Source organism: Pseudomonas sp. SED1 (genome assembly GCF_034044025.1).
GTDB lineage: Bacteria > Pseudomonadota > Gammaproteobacteria > Pseudomonadales > Pseudomonadaceae > Aquipseudomonas.
In genome coordinates, this window is record NZ_JAXCIS010000233.1 from 22,399 (window position 1) to 42,872 (window position 20,474).

At 60.0% G+C, this 20,474-nt stretch carries 19 protein-coding genes; 7 read left to right on the top strand and 12 right to left on the bottom strand.

The window, feature by feature from the left end; all coding sequences use genetic code 11:
* Both SNL23_RS29995 and SNL23_RS30000 read left to right on the top strand, forming a co-directional pair.
* A complete protein-coding gene (locus tag SNL23_RS29995; protein ID WP_076013334.1) occupies nucleotides 1-939 on the top strand; it encodes an MlaD family protein in 939 nt (312 codons plus the stop codon).
* A complete protein-coding gene (locus SNL23_RS30000; protein ID WP_318304553.1) occupies nucleotides 936-1,541 on the top strand; it encodes an ABC-type transport auxiliary lipoprotein family protein in 606 nt (201 codons plus the stop codon). Before SNL23_RS29995 ends, SNL23_RS30000 begins: the two co-directional genes overlap by 4 nt.
* 106 nt (nucleotides 1,542-1,647) lie before the next feature.
* Here the strand turns inward: SNL23_RS30000 and SNL23_RS30005 are convergent, their stop codons facing one another.
* The 5 genes from SNL23_RS30005 to SNL23_RS30025 form a co-directional block, all read right to left on the bottom strand.
* Nucleotides 1,648-2,877: a nucleoside recognition domain-containing protein gene (locus tag SNL23_RS30005; protein WP_167664657.1), complete on the bottom strand. Its 1,230-nt coding sequence runs from the start codon at nucleotides 2,875-2,877 to the stop codon at nucleotides 1,648-1,650.
* Nucleotides 2,878-2,977: 100 nt separating this feature from the next.
* Nucleotides 2,978-4,309, bottom strand: coding sequence for a glutamate/aspartate:proton symporter GltP (gene gltP, locus SNL23_RS30010; protein ID WP_167664656.1), 1,332 nt, complete (start codon nucleotides 4,307-4,309; stop codon nucleotides 2,978-2,980).
* Between the two features lie 729 nt (nucleotides 4,310-5,038).
* Entirely contained in the window at nucleotides 5,039-5,506 is a 468-nt protein-coding gene (locus SNL23_RS30015; protein ID WP_318304554.1) for an inhibitor of vertebrate lysozyme family protein, read from the bottom strand.
* Nucleotides 5,507-5,508: 2 nt separating this feature from the next.
* Nucleotides 5,509-5,673: a DUF1328 domain-containing protein gene (locus SNL23_RS30020; protein WP_003170804.1), complete on the bottom strand. Its 165-nt coding sequence runs from the start codon at nucleotides 5,671-5,673 to the stop codon at nucleotides 5,509-5,511.
* 77 nt (nucleotides 5,674-5,750) lie between these two features.
* Nucleotides 5,751-6,035 (bottom strand): hypothetical protein, encoded by a 285-nt coding sequence (locus SNL23_RS30025; protein WP_318304555.1) that lies wholly within the window; start codon nucleotides 6,033-6,035, stop codon nucleotides 5,751-5,753.
* 398 nt (nucleotides 6,036-6,433) lie between these two features.
* Between SNL23_RS30025 and algB the strand changes: the two genes are divergently transcribed.
* Both algB and SNL23_RS30035 read left to right on the top strand, forming a co-directional pair.
* The gene (gene algB, locus SNL23_RS30030; RefSeq protein WP_076013329.1) at nucleotides 6,434-7,780 is read left to right on the top strand and encodes a sigma-54-dependent response regulator transcription factor AlgB; all 1,347 of its coding nucleotides are present in this window, start codon (nucleotides 6,434-6,436) and stop codon (nucleotides 7,778-7,780) included.
* Nucleotides 7,781-7,790: 10 nt separating this feature from the next.
* On the top strand, nucleotides 7,791-9,578 hold the full coding sequence (locus tag SNL23_RS30035; protein ID WP_318304556.1) for a KinB sensor domain-containing domain: 1,788 nt from the start codon (nucleotides 7,791-7,793) through the stop codon (nucleotides 9,576-9,578).
* Nucleotides 9,579-9,594: 16 nt separating this feature from the next.
* Here the strand turns inward: SNL23_RS30035 and SNL23_RS30040 are convergent, their stop codons facing one another.
* From SNL23_RS30040 to SNL23_RS30065, 6 genes are all read right to left on the bottom strand, one after another.
* Nucleotides 9,595-10,371, bottom strand: a complete 777-nt coding sequence (locus tag SNL23_RS30040) for an N-acetylmuramoyl-L-alanine amidase (RefSeq protein ID WP_318304557.1) — start codon at nucleotides 10,369-10,371, stop codon at nucleotides 9,595-9,597.
* A 98-nt stretch (nucleotides 10,372-10,469) separates the two neighbouring features.
* Entirely contained in the window at nucleotides 10,470-12,569 is a 2,100-nt protein-coding gene (locus tag SNL23_RS30045) for a diguanylate cyclase (protein WP_318304558.1), read from the bottom strand.
* Nucleotides 12,566-13,444 carry an endonuclease/exonuclease/phosphatase family protein gene (locus SNL23_RS30050; RefSeq protein WP_010168652.1) on the bottom strand — a complete coding sequence of 293 codons (879 nt, stop codon included), beginning with the start codon at nucleotides 13,442-13,444 and terminating at the stop codon, nucleotides 12,566-12,568. Before SNL23_RS30050 ends, SNL23_RS30045 begins: the two co-directional genes overlap by 4 nt.
* Nucleotides 13,445-13,454: 10 nt before the next feature.
* The gene (locus SNL23_RS30055) at nucleotides 13,455-14,090 is read right to left on the bottom strand and encodes a thiol:disulfide interchange protein DsbA/DsbL (RefSeq protein ID WP_008439638.1); all 636 of its coding nucleotides are present in this window, start codon (nucleotides 14,088-14,090) and stop codon (nucleotides 13,455-13,457) included.
* 169 nt (nucleotides 14,091-14,259) lie between these two features.
* A complete protein-coding gene (locus tag SNL23_RS30060; protein ID WP_076013325.1) occupies nucleotides 14,260-14,865 on the bottom strand; it encodes a c-type cytochrome in 606 nt (201 codons plus the stop codon).
* 33 nt (nucleotides 14,866-14,898) lie between these two features.
* A complete protein-coding gene (locus tag SNL23_RS30065; RefSeq protein ID WP_076013324.1) occupies nucleotides 14,899-15,201 on the bottom strand; it encodes a c-type cytochrome in 303 nt (100 codons plus the stop codon).
* 192 nt (nucleotides 15,202-15,393) lie between these two features.
* Here SNL23_RS30065 and yihA point away from each other — a divergent pair, with 192 nt between their 5' ends.
* Entirely contained in the window at nucleotides 15,394-16,035 is a 642-nt protein-coding gene (gene yihA, locus SNL23_RS30070; RefSeq protein WP_003214811.1) for a ribosome biogenesis GTP-binding protein YihA/YsxC, read from the top strand.
* Between the two features lie 265 nt (nucleotides 16,036-16,300).
* Here yihA and polA read toward each other — a convergent pair whose 3' ends face one another.
* Nucleotides 16,301-19,093 (bottom strand): DNA polymerase I, encoded by a 2,793-nt coding sequence (gene polA, locus SNL23_RS30075; RefSeq protein ID WP_318304559.1) that lies wholly within the window; start codon nucleotides 19,091-19,093, stop codon nucleotides 16,301-16,303.
* Nucleotides 19,094-19,167: 74 nt separating this feature from the next.
* Here polA and SNL23_RS30080 point away from each other — a divergent pair, with 74 nt between their 5' ends.
* Nucleotides 19,168-19,458 carry a DUF2782 domain-containing protein gene (locus SNL23_RS30080; RefSeq protein ID WP_003214814.1) on the top strand — a complete coding sequence of 97 codons (291 nt, stop codon included), beginning with the start codon at nucleotides 19,168-19,170 and terminating at the stop codon, nucleotides 19,456-19,458.
* A gap of 56 nt (nucleotides 19,459-19,514) precedes the next feature.
* The gene (locus tag SNL23_RS30085) at nucleotides 19,515-20,468 is read left to right on the top strand and encodes a homoserine kinase (protein WP_076013322.1); all 954 of its coding nucleotides are present in this window, start codon (nucleotides 19,515-19,517) and stop codon (nucleotides 20,466-20,468) included.
* The last annotated feature ends 6 nt before the right edge of the window (nucleotides 20,469-20,474 follow it).

The window sequence follows — 20,474 nt, forward strand, 5'->3', positions numbered from 1 at the left end:
ATGGAAACCCGAGCCCATCATGTGATGATCGGTCTGTTCAGCGTGATCGTCGTGGTCGGCGCCATGCTGTTTGGCCTGTGGCTGGCCAAATCCAGCGTCGACAGCGCGTTTCAGGATTACGAAGTGATCTTCAACGAGGCGGTCAGTGGCCTTTCCCAGGGCAGTGCGGTGCAGTACAGCGGGATCAAGGTCGGCGATGTCACCAGCCTGCGCCTCGACCCGAAAGACCCGCGCCGGGTGTTGGCGCGCATCCGCCTGGCCGGGCAAACGCCGATCAAGGAAGACACCCAGGCCAAGCTGGCGCTGACCGGCATCACCGGTACCTCGATCATCCAGCTCAGCGGCGGCACTCCCCAAAGCCCGGAGCTCAAGGGCAAGGACGGCGAACTGCCGCAGATCATTGCCTCGCCGTCGCCTATCGCTCGCCTGCTGAACAACAGCAATGACCTGATGACCAGCATCAACCTGCTGCTGCACAACGCCAACCACATGTTCTCCCGGGAGAACGTCGACCGCCTCAGCAACACCCTGGATAACCTGCAACAGACCACCGGCGCGATTGCCGATCAACGCGGCGATATCAAGGTGGTGATGCAGCAATTGATGCAGGTGAGCAAACAGGCCAGCGCCACCCTGGAGCAAACCACCGCATTGATGCGCAACGCCAATGGTTTGCTCAATGATCAGGGCAAGCAGGTGTTCGGCAGCGCAGAAAAGGCCATGCAGTCCCTTCAACAAAGCACGGCCACCATCGACACCTTGCTGGCTAACAACAAGGACTCCCTCAACAGCGGCATGCAGGGTCTAAACGAACTGGCGCCAGCGGTGCGCGAGCTGCGGGAAACCCTGGGCTCGTTGCGCGCCATTTCCCGCCGCCTGGAAGCCAACCCCAGCGGTTACCTGCTGGGCAGCGACAAGAACAAGGAGTTCACGCCATGAAGCGTGCTTACCAAGTGATCGCCCCCGTCGCCCTGGCATTGGTCAGTGCGTGTTCGATCTTGCCCAAGGCGGACCCTTCGGACGTATACCGGTTGCCTTCGGCGCAGACCACCACACAAGCCAGCCCCGTGACCTGGTCACTGCGCGTGGCCAAGCCGCAGACCAGCGAATTCCTCGACAGCCCGCGGATTGCGGTGGTGCCCAATGGCGACCTGATCAGCAGCTATGCGAATTCCCGCTGGAGCGATCCGTCACCGGTGCTGTTGCGTAACCGGTTGCTGGACGGGTTCCAGCGGGATGGGCGGGTGACATTGCTGAGTACCGATGAGACCAATCTGCAGGCGGACTTTGAGCTGGGCGGGCAGTTACAGGCGTTTCAGAGTGAGTATCGCGGCAGTGCGGTTGAGGTGGTGATACGGCTGGATGCGCGGCTGGTTCGCGGCAGTGATCAGCGGATTATTGCCAGCAAGCGGTTTGAGGTGAGGCAGCCGGTGGGGGATACCAAGGTGCCGGCGGTGGTGGCCGGGTTTGGTCAGGCTGGAGATGTACTGAATAAACAGGTGGTGGATTGGGTGGTGGGCCAAGGTCGCCCACCAATGTAGGAGCGAGCTTGCTCGCGAAAATCGTCAACGATAACGCGGGGAACCTGATACCCCGCGTCGCTCTCCGGCTTTTCGCGAGCAAGCTCGCTCCTACACGGACAGCGATTTAGCCGAAGAACCAGTAGCACACTGCAATCGCCGCAACCACGCCGGCAAACTCCGCCAACAACGCACACCCCACCGCATGCCGCGCCCGCTGGATTCCCACCGAGCCAAAGTACACCGCCAACACATAAAACGTGGTCTCGGTACTGCCCTGAATCGTCGCTGCTACCAGCGCAGGGAAGCTGTCCACGCCCTGGGTCTGCATCGTCTCAATCAGCATCGCCCGCGCCGCGCTGCCGGAGAACGGCTTGACCATCGCCGTCGGCAACGCATCAACAAAGCGTGTATCCATGCCGGTCCAGGCCACCAGATGGCGAATCCCTTCCAGGCCGAAATCCAGCGCACCGGACGCCCGCAACACGCCCACCGCGCAGAGCATCGCCACCAGGTACGGCAGCAGATTCTTGGCCACGTCGAAGCCTTCTTTGGCCCCTTCGACAAACGCCTCGTAGACCTTGACCTTGCGCAGCGCGCCAATCACCAGGAACAACATGATCAGCCCGAACAGCGTCAGGTTGCCGAGGATCGACGACAGCCCCGCCAGCGCAGTGGCTGAGAGCGTCGCCAGCAAGGCCATGAAGCCACCCAGTACCAGCGCACCCGGAATCAGATACGCAAGCACCACCGGGTCCCACAGCCGCAGGCGTTGCATCACCGCCACCGACAGCAGGCCCACCAGCGTCGAGGCGCTGGTGGCCAGCAGGATCGGCAGGAATACCAGCGTCGGGTCCGGTGCACCTTGCTGGGCGCGGTACATGAAGATGGTGACCGGCAGCAGGGTCAGGGAGGACGCGTTGAGCACCAGGAACAGGATTTGCGCGTTACTGGCGGTGTTGGGGATGGGGTTGAGCTCTTGCAGCGCCTTCATGGCCTTGAGGCCGATGGGCGTGGCCGCATTGTCGAGGCCCAGGCCGTTGGCGGCAAAGTTGAGGGTGATCAAGCCGATGGCCGGGTGGCCGGCGGGCACCTCCGGCATCAGGCGCCGGAACAGTGGCCCCAGGGCCTTGGCCAGCCAATCGACGATCCCGGCTTTCTCGGCGATGCGCAGGAAGCCCAGCCACAAGGTCAGCGTGCCGAACAGCAACACCATGACCTCGACCGACAGCTTGGCCATGGCGAATATGCTTTCCACCATCGCCGCAAAAATGCCGGCGTTACCGCCAATCAGCCATTGCGCCAGCGCGGACACCATCGCCACGATAAAAAAGCCAAGCCACAGGCCATTGAGCATCAGTTGAATCCCCCGAAAGATGGGGCGAATGATAGCGGGGCTGGCAGAAACGACAAACCCCGGAATTTTCCGGGGTTTGTGTAGGAGCCAACTCTGGCAATCAGCCGCGAGAGGTCTCGCCGGCCGGCATCACTTGCTTGGTACGCCAATGCGGCAGGGAGTTCCAGTAACGCTCGCCCTTGGCGTCGTCGTACATGCCTTCCCAGCGGGAGATGACCAGTACGGCCAGGGCGTTGCCGATCACGTTCAGTGCAGTACGCGCCATGTCCATGATGCGGTCGACACCGGCGATGAACGCCAGGCCTTCCAGCGGAATACCTACGCTGCCCAGGGTCGCCAGCAGCACCACGAACGACACACCCGGCACGCCGGCGATGCCTTTGGAGGTAACCATCAGGGTCAGCACCAGCATCAGTTGCTGGCCAATCGACAGGTCGATGCCATACAACTGCGCGATAAAGATCGCCGCAATGCTCTGGTACAGGGTCGAGCCGTCGAGGTTGAACGAGTAGCCGGTCGGCACCACAAAGCTGCAGATCGCCTTCGGCGCGCCGTAGGCTTCCATCTTCTCGATCACACGCGGCAGCACGGTTTCGGAACTGGCGGTGGAGTAGGCCAGCACCAGCTCATCCTTGAAGATGCGCATCAGCTTGATCACCGAGAAGCCGAACAGACGGGCGATCAGGCCGAGCACCACAAAGGCGAAGAACAGGATGGCGACGTAAACCAGGATCACCAACTTGGCCAGCGGCAGCAGCGAGGCGAAACCGAAGTTGGCGACGGTCACCGCGATCAGGGCAAATACACCAATCGGGGCGTATTTCATGATCATGTGGGTGACTTTGAACATGCTCTCGGACACGCCCTGGAACATGGTGACCAGAGGCTCGCGCAGTTCAGGCTTGAGGCTCGACAAGCCGAGGCCGAACAACACCGAGAAGAAGATGATCGGCAGCATGTCGCCACGGGCGACGGCGGCGAAGATATTCGACGGGATCAGGTTGAGGATCGTCTCGATGAACGCGTGCTCGTGCTGGACCTCAGCGGCAGTGGCCGTATATTTGGAGATGTCGACGGTACCCAGGGTACTCATGTCGATGCCGGTACCCGGATGGAACAGGTTGGCCAGCAGCAGGCCGACCACAATGGCAATGGTGGTGACTACTTCGAAGTAAAGGATGGTTTTCACGCCGATCCGACCGAGCTTTTTCGCATCCCCAACACCGGCGATTCCGACAATCAGCGACGAAATCACGATCGGGATAACGATCATCTTGATCAGGCGGATAAAGATATCGCCAGCGGGCTGCAACACGTTGCTGATCCACCAGGCCTTTTCAGCACTGAAATGGTTAAGCACCGCACCGATTGCAATCCCCAGCACCAGACCGATGAGGATCTGCCAGGCGAGGCTTAGCTTTGCCTTCTTCATGTCATTACCCTTACTTCAAGTGGACTCAGGCAGATGCGCCAGCAGCTGGAACGCTCGGAAGCGAAAAAGTGTGTGCATCTGCCCCCGTAGAAGGTCACCGCAGTTGGCCGATATGGCTCACTGGCAGGCGAAAAAAGGCGCAACTATTCCGATGCAAGGAGGCGACGTCTAATGCCGTAAACGCCTACCCTATGCCGAATCGGCATGAGTTTTTTTGAGTTTTTCTGTCTGAACGGTCAGTTCGAATGTGACATTTCGGCAGGCATAAATGCCGCGAACCGGCCATTTCAGGCTCGCGCAGGGTTTTTTGAAAATCTACGGCTGCGGCTGAAAACTGCTGTAAATTCCTACGCATACCATCGAAAAACTTGTCTGGCAGGAGACAAACTTTCTCGATAGATGGTCACGCGGAAACACCAAGAAATGGTTGAGGCGACGCAAAAAGGGAAATTGCCGCTATGGGCGGTATGACAGAAGCGGGCATAAGAGCCGCAAGCCCGTCGCAAGTTCCACAAACCATCGGCTTGGGAACTTGCGTCGCAGCTTTTCACCTGACCCGGCCCTTGCGCAGGCACTCCATGTACCCGTAGGTCACGCCGATCCGAACGATCAGAGCAACCCGACCCCTTGGTCATGCAGCGCCCTCGTCGGGCGTTGCAAACAGAAAGAAGCATGGTGCTTCTTTCTATGGACGATAAGCCGGCAGACGACAGCGTCGTCAGACCGAACCTAGTACCAATTCGGATCTTTCTTGAGCTGTTCCATCAACAGCTTCTGCATGCCTTCGTTCGGCTTGCCAAGATAGCGGTAGTCGGCGTGCCGCGTTGGCGATTTGTCCGCAGGCAGGCCTGCAGGAACTTCCACCAACATGGCGTACGCATCTTCTTTGTCGAAGCTGAAAGCGACGATCAGGCGCTTGTTAAGGCACGTGTCTGCGGTTTCGCAGAGCGGCCCTACCAAGTACTTGTCACCGTCCTCTTCAACGGCATTCATTTGTTCCGCGCTGCCCGACAGGTTCATCACCCATTCCGGCAAGCGCTCTTCCTTCTTGACCACGCTCTGCCAGGTTTCGCGGTACTGCGGGTCCGCGCTCAGCATTTCGTTGGCCCGGGACTGGCCGTCATTGGCAGCCAGCGCCAGGCCGCTGCCGCCCAACAACAGGGCGGCAGCCAGGGCTTTAAGGGACGAATTGAACATGCTTAGCCTCGGCCACGACGGCCAAAGAAGAAGGAAGCGATGAACATCACCAGGAAGACCACAAACAGAATCTTGGCGATACCCGTGGCGGTGCCCGCGATACCACCGAAGCCCAGGACTGCAGCCACAATGGCGATGATCAGAAATGTGATTGCCCAACTCAACATGGTGATTCTCCTTACGCTTCTTTTAGGGGTAACAGCGGTGATGCTTGCGGTCGCTTGGTTCAAGGACCGTGTCTTGCCTAGAACACCCAGCGTTCCTGATAAGGCAGGTCGCCGAGGGTGGAGTCTTGTTCAACCGCCGTCAGTTGCGGGGTTGTCACGTCGGCGGTGGTGCTGCCGACGGAACGGAAATGGGTCTGGGTCATCATCGGACGTTCAAAATGCGCGACTTGCTGTTGACTCTGCTGCCAATGCGCCAATTGCTGACCGCCGATCAAAGTCACCAACAGGGCCAGGCTGGCAAACAGCCCCTGTTGCAGACGCAGTGGCGATACACGCAGTTGAGTGAGGCTTTGGCGAGTCATGCTGTGTGTCTCCCGCATTCTGATCTGATTATTCGTTGGTGACGCTCGTATGAGGTGTATTGCAGCCTGCGTGCCAGTTTTTTAACAAAATAAAACTCAATAAAATCAATTAGTTAAAAACAAAAGCGCTTTGACACCACGAGCATCCTGCACGATGCCCCTATCCTTACCGTGCGAAATGCACGATGGTCACTGGTCGGATCAGGGGATAGGAAAGCAACGTTCGACTGCCGAAGTGGCTACAGGGAGATAAAAACGCCATGAATCGGCGTCTCTGTAAGAAGAAGCGCAGATAGCTGCGCGATGACGGCTTTAATCAATCAGAATAAACCATGCAACTTGCCCGATTATTCCGGGACTAAACAACATCATTCATTCTTAGTGGGAGCGCGGGACAGATGGAATCAGCCAAGGAACTTCAAGGCCGTATTCTTTTAGTGGATGACGAATCCGCGATCCTTCGCACCTTCCGTTACTGCCTGGAAGATGAAGGCTACACAGTAGCCACCGCCAACAGCGCCGCCCAAGCGGACGCCTTGCTGCAACGCCAGGTGTTTGACCTGTGCTTCCTGGACCTGCGCCTGGGCGAAGACAACGGCCTCGACGTACTGGCGCAAATGCGCGTCCAGGCGCCGTGGATGCGCGTGGTGATCGTCACCGCCCATTCGGCCGTCGACACCGCCGTGGATGCGATCCAGGCCGGCGCGGCCGACTACTTGGTCAAGCCATGCAGCCCCGACCAATTGCGCCTGGCCACCGCCAAGCAGCTGGAGGTGCGCCAACTGTCGGCGCGCCTGGAAGCCCTCGAAGGCGAAGTGCGCAAACCCAAGGACGGTCTCGACTCTCACAGCCCGGCAATGATGGTGGTGCTGGAAACGGCACGCCAGGTGGCGGGTACAGATGCGAACATCCTGATCCTCGGCGAGTCCGGCACCGGTAAAGGTGAGCTGGCCCGTGCGATACACGGTTGGAGCAAGCGGGCGAAAAAATCCTGCGTCACCATCAACTGCCCGTCGCTGACGGCGGAGCTGATGGAAAGCGAGCTGTTCGGCCATAGTCGTGGTGCGTTTACGGGCGCCAGCGAAAGCACCCTGGGCCGGGTCAACCAGGCAGATGGTGGCACGCTGTTTCTCGACGAGATCGGCGACTTTCCGCTTACCTTGCAACCCAAGTTGCTGCGTTTTATCCAGGACAAGGAATACGAGCGCGTCGGCGATCCAGTGACTCGCCGCGCCGACGTGCGAATTCTCGCCGCTACCAACCTGAACCTGGAAGACATGGTCCGCGACGGTCGTTTCCGCGAAGACCTGCTGTATCGCCTGAATGTCATCACCTTGCACCTGCCGCCCCTGCGCGAGCGCAGCGAAGACATCCTGACCCTGGCCGACCGCTTCCTGGCGCGCTTTGTGAAGGAATATGCGCGGCCGGCGCGCGGATTCAGCGATGAAGCCCGCGAGGCGCTGCTCAACTACCGCTGGCCGGGGAACATTCGCGAGCTGCGCAACGTGGTAGAGCGAGCCAGCATCATCTGCCCGCAGGAAAAGGTTGAGATCAGCCACCTCGGCATGGCCGAACAGCCGACCAACAACGCCCCGCGTATTGGTGCGGCGTTAAGCCTGGATGAACTGGAAAAGGCCCATATCGGCGCCGTACTGGCCACCAGTGACACCCTGGACCAGGCGGCACGAACCCTCGGCATTGATGCGTCAACGCTGTACCGCAAACGCAAACAATACAACCTGTGAGCTGTAGCCTATGAAGCTTGCGATGAAGCTGCGCACTCGGCTGTTCCTGAGCATTTCCGCGCTGATCACCGTTGCCCTGCTGGGATTGTTGCTGGGCCTGGTGAGTGTCATGCAAATGGCCAAGACCCAGGAATCGCTGATTCGCAGCAACTTCATCACCCTGGACCTGGGCCTCAAGCTGCGGCAGACCCTCGGCGACCAGCTGATGATCATGCTCAACGAGCAGCCAAATACCGCTGCGCTGGAAGATTCCAAGCAACGTTATTTCGCGCTGCTGCAGCAAGGCATCGAACACGAAGAAAAGGATGCGGCAACCAGCGGTTTCACCCAGGCCAAGACTGATTACCTGAGCTTTCTCGAGGCATTCGATAAAAAGGAGAACGCTCCGGCGCAGTTGCGCAACAACGACGAGTTGACTAAGCGTTTCAACATTTTGCGCAACGGCCTGATCGCCGAGCACAAAAAAGCCCTGGATAACATCAACGACACCGAACACAAGTCCCGTGAGCGCGCGCTGTTGATCGCCGGCTTGCTGGGTTTGGTCGGGCTGGCGGTGCTGATCATAGGCTTCGTCACCGCCCACGGGATCGCCCGGCGCTTTGGCGGTCCGATCGAAGCGTTGGCCAAGGCCGCCGACAAGATCGGCCAGGGCAACTTCGAAGTCACGCTGCCCATTTCGTCAGCCGCCGAGATGAACTTGCTGACCCGGCGTTTCGGCATCATGGCCGAAGCGTTGCGCCAACATCAGGCAACCAATGTCGATGAGCTGCTCGCCGGGCAGCAACGCCTGCAGGCGGTGCTCGACAGCATCGACGACGGCCTGCTGATGATCGACCGCCAAGGTCGCCTGGAGCACCTTAACCCGGTAGCGCAGCGCCAACTGGGTTGGGACGAGAACCGCCTGGGCCAAGGCCTTGGCGAAGCATTGGGCCGCCCGGAACTGGATGAGCAACTGCATCTGGTGCTGCGCGGCGGCAACCTCGAACGCGCACCTGAAGACCTGGAAGTGGAGGTTGAGGGTGAGCTGCGCCTGCTGACGTACAGCCTGACGCCGGTGAGCCATACCCAGGGGCACATTCTGGGCGCAGTGATGGTGCTGCATGACGTTACCGAACAACGCGCCTTTGAACGGGTGCGCAGTGAGTTCGTGTTGCGCGCGTCCCATGAATTACGCACGCCAGTCACGGGCATGCACATGGCATTCGGCTTGTTCCGGGAACGGGCGAAGTTTCCTGCGGAATCCCGCGAAGCGGACCTGCTGGATACCGTCAATGAGGAAATGCAGCGCCTGATGCAGTTGATCAACGACTTGCTCAACTTCTCGCGCTATCAGAATGGCTTACAGAAACTGACCCTCGGCCCGTGCGATATCAGCGACCTGCTGGAACATGCCCGCGCGCGTTTCGCAGAGCAGGCGAACGCGCAGAACATCGAGCTGCTGGTTGAGGAGCAATCCCCGCTGCCAAGGTTGCATGCTGATCGAGCGCAGCTGGAGCGGGTGCTCGACAACCTTTTAGGCAATGCCCTGCGGCACACGGCCGACGGTGGACAGATCCGCTTGCAGGCGCGTCGTCATGGCGAACGGGTAATTGTCAGCGTCGAAGACAACGGTGAAGGCATTGCCTACGGCCAGCAGGGACGAATCTTCGAACCATTTGTGCAGGTAGGCCGCAAGAAAGGCGGCGCCGGGCTGGGCCTGGCGCTGTGCAAGGAGATTGTGCAATTGCACGGTGGCCGGATGGGGGTTTATTCACGGCCAGGGCAGGGAACACAGTTCTATATGGCGCTGCCCCTGTAGGATCACGCGCCAACCGTTATTGGTGATTCAACGCCTGCAGGATCGCGGCACTCTCGGCATCCGGCGTCCCATCAAACAGAGACGCCCGGAAATGCATCTGGAACGCGGCCACCACATGCCGCGTTGCCACACCCAGCTCGCCCGTCTGCGGCGTCGGATAGCCCAGCTTCGCCAACTCTTCCTGGAACCAGGTAATGCTCGGCAGCTCGGCTGCGTACTGCACCTGGTAACGGGCAACCGCCTTGGCGTCCGGCCATATGCCCAGCCCTTCATCCGCCAGGCGCTTCCACGGGAACAATGGCCCCGGATCCAGCTTGCGCAGCGGGGCGATGTCGCTATGGCCAATGATGTTTCGTGGGTCGATGCCGTTGCGCTTGCTGATGTCCTTGAGCAGCACCACCAGCGACTGCACCTGCGCTTCGGAGTACGGATACCACACGCGGCCCGTCGGCAGGTCTCGATAGCCCGGGTTCACAATCTCGATCCCGATGGAGCTGGAGTTGAGCCAGGTGCGGCCCATCCACTCGCTTTCCCCGGCATGCCAGGCGCGTTGGCTTTCATCCACGAGTTTATAGATGGTGGCCGAGGCGTCATCACCGATCAGGTAATGACTGCTGACCTGGCCATGGGTCAGCAGTGCCAGGGAACGCTCAAGGGACGCCGAGGTGTAGTGCACGATGACGAACTGAACACGATTGTCGTGGTTCACCGACGGATGGCTGGTGTCCAGTCGAGGGCCACTCGCGCAGCCGGCGAGCAGGAGAAACAGAAAAGCGGAGCACAGAAATTTCATGGCAGCAGACAATACGCTTAAGACGATAATGCAACAGTGTAACGTACCGTTTGCTGCCGGGCGGCCAAATGCAAAGTTTTAAACAAAATGGAACATTTTCAGGCCGCCTGCACCTGATTGCGTCCGGCAGCCTTGGCACGGTAAAGCGCCTCGTCGGCACGTTTAAGCGCCAGATCACTGCGCTCACCCGGCTGAAACTGCGCCACGCCCATGGAGACCGTGATGGTCACCGGCTCGCCCTTGAAGTGAAACGGGCACGCTTCGATGGCTGCACGCAGGGTTTCACCCACGGCCAACGCATCTGACAGTGATGAGTTGGGCACCAGCAACACAAACTCTTCACCGCCAAAGCGTGCGATGAAGTCGTTGGGCCGCAGGCGTTTTCGCAGCACCGTGGCGATGATCTTCAGCACCTTGTCGCCAGCCAGATGGCCATAGCCGTCATTGATGCGCTTGAAGTGATCCAGGTCCAGCATCGCCAATGACAGGCTGTTGCCACGCTGGTGCCAGGTGTTGACCTCTTGCTCCAGGCGCTCGGTCCAGGCAGCACGGTTGGGCAAGCCGGTGAGCGGATCGATCAAGGCTTTTTGGCGCTGAACCTCCAAATGCTCTCGGTAGCCCTGAGCCTCTTGCTCCATATTGGCGACCCGTTCGGCCAGGCTTTTGAGGCGTGCAGCCACTTCCTGCTCGCGCTGGTCACGCTGGTGCTGGTGTTGGTCCATGGTGCCCAGCAGCCCTTCGAGATGGCTCTCCAGCACGTGCTTGAGGCTGTCCAGATCCGCGGCATCCTGGACGCTGGTTTGCAAACCATCCACCTGTTCGCGGATCTGAGTATCCAGCTCTCTGGCGGCCGAGCGACTGTCGGCGTGGCCGTCGCTGGCGACCTGCAGATGCCCCTGGAATGCCTCGAGACGCTCGTTGAGTTGCTTGAGGTAGGCTTCAAACTCGTGCTGGCCGCTGTCGGTAATCGCCAGCATCAACACCGCCAGGTCATCGAGAATCGGCAGCAGTTCGTACCAGTTCAATCCGTGGGCCAGGCGCTCACGCATGGCTTCGGCCTGGGGCCTGTGACGCTCGGGCAGCGACAGGTCTTCCAACAAGCCGAGCAGGGTGTCTTCGATGTGTTTGGCCACCGAACTGTAAGACGGCTCGGGGGTGTCGGGCAGGGCGTAGGTCTGATCCGCTTGCAGCTCGTCGGGATTGAGCTCTGGCGACTCTTCGGGCTCGTCGGACATGACCGGTGGCAAGGAAAGACTGCCGATTTCCGTCTGCTCCGGCTCACAGGCCTGAACCTCTGGTGCCTCGACCATGGCGGCAAGAGCACTCTCGAGCGCTGGCTCAACCTCCGGCTCAAGCGGTTGTTCGGGCTCCAGTGGTTCGATAATCGCAGCAGATGCCTCGATGACGGGCGCTTTGGCCACGACGGCGGGTGCCACTGGCGCCGCTTCGCTGATAACCTCGACAGGCTTTACTTGCGGTACGGGCTCAGGGGACGACTCGACAGGGGCCGTGACCTTCGGCTGCGGTGCAAAAGCCCGCAGCGCCTGGGTCAGCTCCGCCGATTGCGCCGGCGCTTCAACTTCATCCACCGGCTTTGGCACAGCAGGCGCCTGAACAGCCGGGCGGGATGGCGCGGGCGGCTCGACCTCCGAGGCTTCGGTCGCTGCTTCTTTGGCGCCAAACAGACGCTGCAACAGGCCAGGGCTCGAGCGACTCGTTTCGCCCTCTGGTTCCAGGTTACTCAACGCCTGCCCCTGAAGGCCGCTCAACTCACTCAGCAACAGCGGGATCTCCCGCGCCTGGCCGACCCGACCATCCAGCTGTTTGGCGAACGCCTTCAGCGGGCGACTCACCTCACGCGGCAAGGGCAGTTTCTGCAACTGGGTGACCAAGGCCGTCAACGCGCTGCCGATCTGGTCAACCCGGGTTTCGCGGCGCTGCTCAGAATCCAGCACCGCCTTTTCCAGACGCGGCAACAATGCGGCGAGGGCGGCGTCCATGTCGTCGGTGCGCACCACGTCGCGCATTTCCTTCATGCATTGGTCAACCGCGCGGTCGGTCCCTTCTGCCGCCAGGGTGCTGCGTACCAGCCCCCGGCGCAGCAGGTCGAGGCGGGCGGCCCAGCGGCGCTCGAGCTTTTCTTGTTGCTCGACGCTTTTAAGGTATTTTTCTTTCCAACGCTGGGCGTCGTCGCTCATGCAAGAGGTCCGCGAGGGCCGGGGCTCAACGCGGGCAATGCATCAGCCGTGAGCGAACCCGGCAGACGAATCTCTACCGCGACGGGCAGGTGATCGGAGATGGGCTGCGCCAGTACCTGCACACTTTCGAGTGTCAGGGTCGGGCTGAGCAGGATGTGATCAAGACAGCGCTGCGGACGCCAGCTGGGAAAGGTGGCTTCGACTTGCGGCGCCAGCAACCCAAGGTCGCGCAACGGGGAATTCTGTAGCAGGTCTGTGGCATGGGTGTTCATGTCACCCATCAGCACCTGGTGTTTGTAGTTGCCAATCAGCTCACGGATGTAGGCCAACTGCAGGGTGCGGGTTCGAGCCCCCAACGCGAGGTGCATCATCACCACTACCAACGCTTCCGGCCCTTCGCCGAACCGCACGAGAATCGCCCCTCGGCCTTTTGGGCCCGGTAATGGGTGATCCTCGATCGCCCACGGCTTCAGGCGGCTGAGCACACCATTGCTGTGTTGGCCGAGTTTGCCGAGGTTGCGATTGAGCTGTTGGTACCAGTAGGGAAAGGCACCCAGCTGGGCCAGATGCTCGACCTGGTTGATGTAGCCCGAACGCAGGCTGCCACCATCGGCCTCCTGCAGGGCTACCAGGTCGAAGTCGCCCAGCAGGTCACCGATCTTCTGCAGATTACCGGCACGCCCATTGTGGGGCAGCAGGTGCTGCCAGCCACGGGTCAGGTAATGCCGGTATTTCTCGGTGCTGATGCCCACCTGGATATTGAAACTGAGCAGGCGCAACCGGCTGTCTGCCGGCAGGCCTGTGGATTCCAAGTGGTGTTCGTTGACCTTCGGGTCATGCAGGCCAACGACACGTTCAGTACCCCAGCGACGCATGACAGGCCCCTTACTTGGCTGCGCGCTCTTTGGCGATCAACTGATCGGCCACGTTCAGCGCTTGCTCTTCGCCGCCGGCACTGCCGATGTCAAAGCGGTATTTGCCGTTGACGATCAGCGTCGGTACGCCTTGCACGCCGTATTTCTGGGCCAGTTCCTTGTATTGGGCCATCTTGCCCTTCACAGCGAACGAGTTGAATGTCTCCAGGAACTTGGTTTTGTCGACGCCTTGGGTGGCGACGAAATCGGCCATGTCTTCAGGCTTCACCAGGCGCTTGCCTTCTTTCTGGATGGCATTGAACACAGCCGCGTGAACCTTGTGTTCTACACCCATGGTGTCCAGGGTAATGAACAGCTGGCCGTGGGCGTCCCATGGGCCGCCGAACAGGGCAGGAATACGTTTGAAATTCACGTCCTGAGGCAGCTTATCGACCCACGGATTGATGACTGGCTCAAAAGCGTAGCAATGCGGGCAGCCATACCAGAACAGCTCCACCACTTCGATCTTGCCCGGTACGGAAACCGGCACAGGATTGGTCAGTTCGACATAGGTTTTACCGGCTTCAAGCGGCACGTCGGCTGCTTGTGCGGTCATGCCGAAAAGGCTGGCAGTGACGAGAGCGGCGCTGAGGATCAGATTACGCATGCTTTACTCCTGGACAAATAAAGTCGCCTCACGCGACCTTTGTTGTGACAGGTCTACGCGGGCATGAGTTCGTTAGTGTAACGGCACCGGCCACAAAAAAGGGCGGCCTGGGCCACCCTTTTTATGCTTGCATCGACGGATTAATCGAGCGTTAACGTAGCCGGGGCACTTAGTGCAGGCCTTGGATGTATTGGGACACGGCTTCGATGTCCTTGTTGCTGAGTTTCCCGGCGATGCTCTGCATGATTTTGGTGTCGCCGTCGTTGGTGCGATTGCCTTCGCGGAAGTCTGTCAGCTGTTTGCCGATGTACTGCGCATGCTGCCCGCTCAAGTGCGGGAAGCCCGCTGCAGCAAGGCCTGCGCCGTTAGGCGAGTGGCAGCCGATGCAGGAAGGCATGCCTTTTTCCAGGTTGCCGCCGCGGAACAATTCTTCACCGCGGGTCACCAGTTTCGCATCAGCAGCTCCCACACTGCCTTTCTGGCTGGCAAAATACGCCGCGATATCCGCCAGGTCCTGATCGCTGAGGTTGGTCAGCAAGCCGGTCATTTCCAGGACCGTACGCTTGCCGTCCTTGATGTCGTGCATCTGCTTGGTCAGGTAACGCTCACCCTGGCCGGCCAGTTTTGGAAAGTTTGGCGCCGGGCTATTACCGTCCGGTCCATGGCAAGCACCACATACGGCAGCTTTCGCCTGGCCGGCTGTGGCGTCGCCTGCGGCATGGGCAACACCGGTGATGCCCAAGGTCAACAGCAGACTCACGATCAGTTTGTTCATCAGCTAATCCAACTACGGCTAAGGGTTAAAGAGTTATGGACCGGGTTCACTCACCATCAACTGAATGACGGCATGGTAATCCTCGGTACTGCAGTCCATGCACAAACCACGCGGCGGCATCGCCTTGAAACCCTGGGTCACGTGTTGCACCAGCGTGTCCATACCTTGAGCCAGTCTTGGCTTCCAGGCTGCCTGGTCACCCCGTTTCGGGGCGTTGGGCAACTGTCCGGCATGGCAGGCCCCGCAAACGCGGTTGTACACAGCCTCCGGATCCTGTGTAGCCTGAGCACTGTAAAGTGGCATCAAGACACCGACGGCTAGCAACCACCTGGTCATACATCGACCTTTTCAGGGTTTGAGAGCGTTTTGCGTTCTAATGCGCAATAAAGGTCTATCGCTCCCGTGAACTTCATCCTTCGCTGGGACAAAGCACACACAAAATCTGCGGCATTATATACTGGCGCTACTGAAACGGAAACGACACCGCTTGCCGCACCCATTCCCGGCACCGCCCACATCGGAAAACTCATGCAACTCAAGAATCCCATCCTCGGCCTGTGCCAACAGTCCACCTTCATGCTCAGCGCCGCCAAAGTCGACCAATGCCCCGATGACGAAGGCTTCGAAGTCGCATTCGCCGGCCGTTCCAACGCCGGTAAATCCAGCGCGCTGAACACCCTGACCCACGCCAGCCTGGCCCGCACCTCGAAAACCCCGGGGCGCACACAGCTCCTCAACTTCTTCAAGCTAGACGATGATCGGCGTCTGGTCGACCTTCCGGGCTACGGTTACGCAAAAGTACCTATCCCGCTGAAGCTGCACTGGCAGCGTCACCTGGAAGCTTATCTGGGTGGCCGGGAGAGTTTGAAGGGTCTGATTCTGATGATGGACATCCGTCATCCAATGACCGACTTCGACCTGTTGATGCTCGATTGGGCCGTCGCCAGCGGCATGCCGATGCATGTCCTGCTGACCAAGGCCGACAAATTGACCTACGGCGCAGCGAAAAACACCCTGCTCAAAGTGCAGGCAGAAATCCGTAAAGGTTGGGGCGATGCGGTGACTATCCAGCTGTTCTCGGCGCCAAAACGCATGGGCCTGGAAGATGCCTACACAGTACTGGCAGGCTGGATGGAACTGGCTGACAAGGGTTCGGAAGCCGCCGAGTAAAAACTCGGGGCAAAAAAAACCCCGGACTTCGTATGGGGAGGGGAAGTTCGGGGTCCAAGTTCCGGACCGCTAGGGCGGGGTCCAGATATCTGCCAACACTTAACACAACATAGGAGCATTGAAGGGCTTCACCACCCATTCAGTAACTCTGAGTAGCAATTCACGGGTTAAGTTCCAGCACGCTAAAAAAACTATTGGAAATAACTCGCCGCGTTTTCCGATCTAAAGCGCTGCCGCGGCATGACGCCGCGGCCCAGGCCCGTGCTTAGTGCGCCTCGTCCCAGTTGTCGCCCACGCCGACGTCCACCACCAGCGGCACATCCAGCTTCGCCGCATCGCTCATGTGCTCACGAATCTTCGCGCTGACTTCAGCCACCAGATCCTCACGCACTTCCAGCACCAATTCATCGTGCACCTGAAGGATGACCTTGGCATCCAGGCCCGAGGCCGTCAGCCAGTTGTCGACCTTGACCATGGCCTTCTTGATGATATCGGCTGCGGTACCCTGCATCGGCGCGTTGATCGCCGTTCGCTCGGCGCCAGCACGCTCCTGAGGCTTGTTGGAGTTGATCTCAGGCAAGTACAGGCGGCGCCCGAACAGGGTTTCCACGTAGCCCTGATCAGCCGCCTGGGCGCGGGTGCGGTCCATGTACTCGCGAACCCCCGGGTAGCGGGCGAAATACACATCGATGTAAGCCTTGGCGGTCTTGGTGTCGACACCAATGTCCTTGCCGAGCTTCTGGGCACCCATGCCGTAGATCAGGCCAAAGTTGATCGCCTTGGCACTGCGACGCTGATTGGACGTGACCTCAGCCAACTCAACCTTGAACACCTCGGCCGCCGTGGCGGTGTGCACGTCCAGGTCGTCGCGGAACGCATTCAGCAACCCTTCGTCCTTGGACAAATGCGCCATGATGCGCAGCTCGATCTGCGAATAGTCCGCCGCCAGCAGTTTGTAGCCTTTCGGTGCGACAAACGCCTGGCGAATCCGCCGGCCTTCGGCGGTACGCACCGGAATGTTCTGCAGGTTTGGATCGCTGGAAGACAGACGCCCGGTAGCCGCGACGGCCTGGTGATAGGACGTGTGAACCCGCCCGGTGCGCGGGTTGATCTGCTCGGGCAGGCGGTCGGTGTAAGTGCTTTTCAGCTTGCTCATACTGCGGTACTGCATCAGCACTTTCGGCAGCGGATAGTCGTCTTCAGCCAATTTGGCCAAGACTTCCTCGGCCGTCGAGGCCTGGCCCTTGCCGGTCTTCTTCAGCACCGGCAGCCCTAGCTTCTCGTAGAGGATCGCGCCCAACTGCTTGGGCGAACCCAGGTTGAATTCCTCGCCTGCGATCTCGTAGGCCTGGCGCTCCAGGTCGACCATCTTGTTGCCCAGCTCGATGCTCTGGATACCCAGCAAGGCGGCATCCACCAGGGCGCCCTGGCGTTCAATGCGCGCCAACACCGGCACCAGCGGCATCTCGATGTCGGACACGACGCTGGCCAAGGTAGGAATGGCCGACAGTTGCTTATGCAGTTCCTGGTGCAGGCGCAGGGTTACATCAGCGTCTTCCGCCGCGTAAGGCCCGGCTTGCTCCAAGGCAATCTGGTCAAAGGTAAGCTGCTTGGCGCCTTTGCCGGCGATGTCCTGGAAGCTGACGGTGTCGTAGTCCAGGTACTTCTTCGCCAGGCTGTCCATGTCGTGGCGGGTCGCGACGGAGTTCAGCACGTAGGATTCAAGCATGGTGTCGAAGGCGATTCCGCGCACGGTGATGCCGTGTGCCGGGTCGCCACCGATGGCGCAGTTGGCCAGGATGTTCATGTCGAACTTGGCGTGCTGGCCGACCTTGAGTTTTTCCGGGTCTTCGAGCAACGGCTTCAGGGCCAGCAGCACAGTGTCGCGATCCAGCTGTTCCGGCGCGCCGATGTAGGAATGGGTCAGCGGAATGTAGGCCGCTTCATGGGCCTGCACGGCAAACGAAACACCCACCAGTTGCGCTTTCTGGGCGTCGATCCCGGTGGTTTCGGTATCGAAGGCGAACAGCTTGGCGTCGTTGAGCTTCTTCAGCCAGGCATCAAACTGAGCCTGAGTGAGGATGGTTTCGTACACCGGCTCTACAGAAACCGGAGCGACTGCTTCAATCGCTTCCTCCGCGACTGCGGCCGATGGGGCGGCGCTCAGCTCAACACGCTTGGCATCGCGCTGAATCTCGTCAATCCAGCTCTTGAACTCCAGCAGCGTGTACAGCTCCAGCAGCTTCTCGCGATCCGGCTCGATCAGGTGCAAGTCGTCCAGGCCCACATCCAGCGGCACGTCGATCTTGATCGTCGCCAACTCGTAGGACAGGAACGCACTCGCCTTATGCTCTTCGAGTTTGGCGACCAAGGTCTTGGCACCACGAATCGGCAAGGTCGGCACGATATCGAGCTGCTCGTAGAGCTCTTTCAAACCGCCGTTCACGCCTACCAGCAAGCCGGACGCTGTCTTCGGACCAATGCCGGGAACGCCCGGAATGTTGTCGGACGAGTCGCCCATCAACGCCAGGTAATCGATGATCTGCTCGGGAGCGACACCGAATTTCTCCTTCACGCCCTCAACGTCCATGGCGCTACCGGTCATGGTGTTGACCAAGGTAATGTGCCCGTCCACCAGTTGCGCCATGTCCTTGTCACCGGTGGAAATCACCACCGGCCGGTCGGCGGCCGCGCTGCTGCGGGCCAGGGTGCCGATCACGTCATCCGCTTCCACGCCTTCGACGCACAGCAGCGGGAAGCCCAGGGCGATCACGCTCTGGTGCAGCGGCTCGATCTGCACGCGCATGTCATCGGGCATGCTCGCGCGGTTGGCCTTGTATTCGGCGTACAGCTCATCGCGAAATGTCCCGCCCTTGGCGTCGAACACTACCGCGAACGGGCTGTTCGGGTATTGCTTGCGCAGGCTTTTGAGCATGTTCAACACGCCCTTGACCGCGCCGGTAGGCAGGCCTTTGGACGTGGTGAGCGGCGGCAGCGCGTGAAAGGCGCGGTACAGGTAAGAAGAACCGTCCACCAGGACGAGGGGGGCGTGGCTCATGAGCAGGATCAACCTTTTCGGCGGGTCAGGCGCTAGAATAGCCGGACCAATGACGACAAAGGGACAAGGTTATCATGCGTACAGTAAATCGCCTGTTGTTGACCGGCTTGATTGCACTCACTCCGATGGTGGCCATGGCGGCAGATACTGCCCCTTCAGGCGACCCGGAAGTCACCATTCGCACGGAAGGCGACAAGACCATCCAGGAATACCGCCAAAATGGCTTCCTGTACGCAATCAAGGTGACTCAGAAAGGCTTTCCGCCTTACTTCCTGGTGCGCGCGGACGGAACCGATGCGAACTTCATCCGCTCTGACCAGCCGGATATGCTGATCCCGTCATGGAAGATCTTCGAATGGAAATGATTTCTTAACTTTAATCGGCGCTGCTCCCCGCAGCGCCCGTAACGGCAGTTTTAACCATGTCTGTGTTCACCCCCCTGGCTCGGCCCGAGCTGGAAACCTTTCTTGCCCCTTACGGGCTCGGCCGCCTGCTTGATTTCCAGGGGATTGCCGCTGGTAGTGAAAACACCAATTTCTTTATCAGCCTGGAACAGGGCGAGTTTGTCCTGACCCTGGTCGAGCGCGGCCCCGTGCAGGAAATGCCGTTCTTCATCGAACTGCTGGACGTGCTCCACGACGCCGACCTGCCAGTGCCTTACGCCCTGCGTACCACCGACGGCGTGGCCTTGCGCACGCTTGCCGGCAAACCGGCGCTGCTGCAACCGCGCCTGGCGGGCAAGCACATCAAGGACGCCAACGCCCAGCATTGCGTGCAAGTGGGCGAATTGCTCGGTCACCTGCACTTGGCCACCCAAGGCGACAAGGTACTGGAACGCAAGACCGATCGCGGGCTGGACTGGATGCTCAGCGAAGGCGCGCAACTGATTTCGCACCTCGACACAGAACAACAGCGCCTGCTGCAAGCCGCGCTGGATGAGATCGAGGCGCATAAGGCGCAGATCCTCGCGCTGCCCCGGGCGAATATCCACGCCGACCTGTTTCGCGACAATGCGATGTTCGAAGGCACGCACCTGACCGGGCTGATCGACTTCTACAATGCCTGCTCCGGACCAATGCTGTATGACGTGGCGATCGCCTTGAATGACTGGTGCTCGGACGCCGACGGCGTGATCGACGGCCAACGGGCGCGGGCATTGTTGGGGGCTTATGCGGGCTTGCGACCGTTTACCGCCAAGGAAGCGGAGCTGTGGCCGACCATGTTGCGCGTGGCCTGTGTGCGGTTCTGGCTGTCACGCCTGATTGCGGCGGAATCGTTCGCCGGGCAGGACGTGCTGATTCACGACCCGCGGGAGTTTCAAGTGCGCCTGGCGCAACGCCAGCAGGTCAAGACACCACTGCCGTTCGCGTTGTAAAGGTCG